The following is a 3,011-nucleotide window of genomic DNA, read 5'->3' as shown; positions in this document are numbered from 1 at the left end:
GGCAGCCGCCGCGAACGGCGTGCCGCGGCCCGTGAACAGGCCAAGAAGAACAAGAAGAGCGCGCGCAACTGATCCGGCCCGACCGGCACGCACGGGCCGGGTCACCGCGGTTCGAGCACGGCGAAGGCGACGCACACCCAGCCGCCGGAGTCGTGCTCGAACCGCGCGGCCACCGCGCACGCCCGCGCCTGTGCGGTGGCCGTGCCGCACAGTTCGAGCGCTTCCTCGGCCGGTCTGCAGACGTGGAGGTTGCGCAGAATGTAGCGCGGCCCGTCGAGTCGTGGCGGCGTCGCGCGCAGTCGGCGGCGCAACACCGGTGCCAGCCACGGATCGAGCTGGGCCAGGGGCCGCCGTCCCGTTCGCGCCTCCAACAGCCCGGTGGTCACCCGGTGCAGCAGGCGGCGGCTGGGAGCGGGCACGGATTCGGGGCGTGGTCGCTCGGCTTCCAGCTCGGCCAGCAGGTCGTCGAGCGTGAGCTGGCCGTCCGCCACCTCGGGTGGCCGACTCTGCGCCGCCGGGGACGAGTCCGGGTCCGGGTCGTGCTCACCCGGTTCGTACGGCCGGAGTGGTAGCAGTCCACTCGCCGGTGAGAACGGACGCATGGCAATTCCCTCCCGTGTCGTGTCGTATGGGCGGTCGCTTGCGAACCCGCCCACTAAGACAGAGGGAGCCGAGGACGTTCTGGATTCACAGACAGCCTGAAGAGGTGATGTGGGCCGTCGCGGCGCGCGCCGGTGCGGGTGGTGTGTTAGCGCGGGGAAGCCGGTCACGGTTCGGCTAGGCTGACCGCGATGCTGCGCGGACTGATCCTGGACTACGCGGGGGTGCTGACCGACGTCGACGCGGTGCGCCTCTTATCGGCGGTCGACGGGCTGCGAGCGGTCGGCGGCCGAAGCGCACTGGTGTCGAACGCGGCAAGCGGCGGCGAGGTGCGTGCCCGGTTGACCGGCCGGTTCGACACGCTCGTCTTCTCGGGTGAGGTGGGATGCGCGAAACCGGACCCGGAGATCTACCTGATGGCCGCCCGGCGGCTCGGTCTCGCGCCGGGCGACTGTGTGTTCGTGGACGACGCCTACGGCAACGTGGCCGGTGCGGTCGCGACAGGGATGGCCGGTGTCCACCACGTGACGGTGGAGGAGACGTTGGGCGAGTTGTCGGCGTTGCTGCCCGGAATCGACACGGGAATCGCCTGACGCGCCTGTCCGGGGTCCGTTACGCTACGACCGCGAGTGGTGACAGGCGATGCCGGGGGTGATGCGCGTGGCCGAGGAGTGGACCAAAGCGGGCTTCGAGGGCTTCTCGGAAACCGGAAGCGCGACGGACGCGGTACGCGGCGTCTTCGGTGACGGGCCTCTGAAGTCGGTCGGCAGCTTCCTGGGAGAGGGCACCGTCTCGGGAGGCGGCTCCTGGTCGTTCGACCCGGAACAGATCCAGACGGTCATCGCCGAGTGGGAGAACCTGCTGGAGGACTTTCGCAAGGACGCGCTCGTGTTGGAGGCTGCTCTGCGTGGCGTGGCGATGCCTCCGTCCGAGGACGAGCCGACGACTGGATACCTGCGCTCCGTGATCTCGGGGCTCACCTCGCTTCGCGAGGCGAGCGGCTCCTTCCTTTCTTATGCATCCGGCTTCCACCAAGGGCTCCAGAGGTCGAAAGAGGAATACGAGAAGCGTGAATCGGCCAACGTGGAGGCGATGATGGGCGGCGAGGAGACGTGAGGCGGTATGCTGTGCCCGCGTGTTTGGCGGCGTCTGCCCTCTCGATTGTTTTGGTTGGCTGTTCCAGTCAGGTAGAAGGAAATCCTTCGGTATCGAAGAGCTTGGGAAGGCCGGACTCCACCGCAGTTCCCTCGCCGCCGCGAGAGCTCGGATTCGCATCGTACGCAGAAGATCCTTGTAAACTGATCTCGAAAGAACTCCTCGAAAGTCTGGGCTATGACCCATCTGGCACTGTCGGTACCGAGGAGGACGGTCTGGCGATCGAGTATGCCGGACGTGGCTGTTACTGGACCTCGAACGAGGATCCCGAGGATTTTCTCGCCATTAATTTGCAGACGAGCAACTCCCAAGGGGGGCGGGGAGGTCTGTCGGAGCGGTACCGATTCTACGAGGCGGGTGGATACGCGTACTGGAGAGCGACGCAAGTTGACGAGTATCCAGCCGCATTTTTCGACTTATTGGACGAGCGTGCCGAGGGGCGCTGCGGCATAGGTGTCGGAATCGCCGACGATCTCAGCTACTCCGTAGTCGCGCAAAACTATAAAGAAAATCCGCAACGTGCTTGCAACGTGGTGAAGGAGATCGCCGGCGATGCCCTTCAGTCGCTTAAGGGGGCGAACTAACGTGGCTGGGCTTTCTGGGGAGCAGATCTTTCAGAACTTTCAAAATGGTGTCGGTACGCGCGGGATGCAGGCGTTCGCCGAGGCGCTGGTCCAGCTGAAGGATACCTACACCGCGCGTGCGGAGTCGATCAAGCGGATTCAGTCGGCGATGGAGTCCGGCTGGACCGGCGATGCCGGGTCGGCCGCGCGTGCCGGAGCCGGGCCGTTGATTCCCGCGTTGCACGAGTCCGCTCAGAACATGGACAGGACGTTCGACTCGATGACTCGGCAGGTCACGGCCTGGCATGATGCCGCGAACTCGGTGGAGCCGGTGCCGCCGAGGCCCGAGAAGCCGGAGCCGTTCGCGTTCGGTCTGAACACCGTGGGGGATCAGGCTACCTACGCGGTGAAGGCCTATCAGCACAACGTGGCGGCCCAGCACAACGTCGACGTGATGACCGGTTACGAGGGCAGCACGCAGGCGAATTCCGACTTCCCGCGCGAATATCGGACGCTGCCTTCGACCTTCTCCGATGTGCAGGTCACATCGACCGGTCCCAGCGCGGTGAGCGGGCAGATGACGACCGGGCCCGAGGTCGCGCGGGGATCGGGGGTGGCCGCTCCCACGAGCACGGGTGCCCCGATGTCCGGGTCGGCCGCGGGGCCGGTCCCGGCGGCGAGCGGGCCGTCCTC

General features: G+C 66.7%; 4 protein-coding genes and 1 pseudogene. 4 read left to right on the top strand and 1 reads right to left on the bottom strand.

What is annotated here, in order from left to right; genetic code table 11:
- Positions 1 to 101: 101 nt before the first annotated feature.
- Complete coding sequence (locus tag SACSA_RS0118540; RefSeq protein ID WP_019819221.1) at positions 102 to 602, bottom strand: Rv3235 family protein; 501 nt, start codon at positions 600 to 602, stop codon at positions 102 to 104.
- A 189-nt stretch (positions 603 to 791) separates the two neighbouring features.
- Here SACSA_RS0118540 and SACSA_RS0118535 point away from each other — a divergent pair, with 189 nt between their 5' ends.
- From SACSA_RS0118535 to SACSA_RS0118520, 4 genes and pseudogenes are all read left to right on the top strand, one after another.
- Positions 792 to 1,193, top strand: a complete 402-nt coding sequence (locus tag SACSA_RS0118535) for an HAD-IA family hydrolase (RefSeq protein ID WP_019819220.1) — start codon at positions 792 to 794, stop codon at positions 1,191 to 1,193.
- Between the two features lie 49 nt (positions 1,194 to 1,242).
- Complete coding sequence (locus SACSA_RS23730; RefSeq protein ID WP_019819219.1) at positions 1,243 to 1,716, top strand: hypothetical protein; 474 nt, start codon at positions 1,243 to 1,245, stop codon at positions 1,714 to 1,716.
- Positions 1,717 to 1,727: 11 nt separating this feature from the next.
- Positions 1,728 to 2,339: a DUF3558 domain-containing protein gene (locus tag SACSA_RS24865; RefSeq protein WP_198009096.1), complete on the top strand. Its 612-nt coding sequence runs from the start codon at positions 1,728 to 1,730 to the stop codon at positions 2,337 to 2,339.
- Positions 2,308 to 3,011: pseudogene (locus tag SACSA_RS0118520) on the top strand (hypothetical protein); the annotation flags it as partial. The gene SACSA_RS24865 and the pseudogene SACSA_RS0118520, both read left to right, overlap by 32 nt.

This window comes from Saccharomonospora saliphila YIM 90502 (genome assembly GCF_000383795.1).
Taxonomy (GTDB): domain Bacteria; phylum Actinomycetota; class Actinomycetes; order Mycobacteriales; family Pseudonocardiaceae; genus Saccharomonospora; species Saccharomonospora saliphila.
Note: the sequence above shows the minus strand (reverse complement) of the source record. Positions and strands in the feature narration are given on the sequence as shown.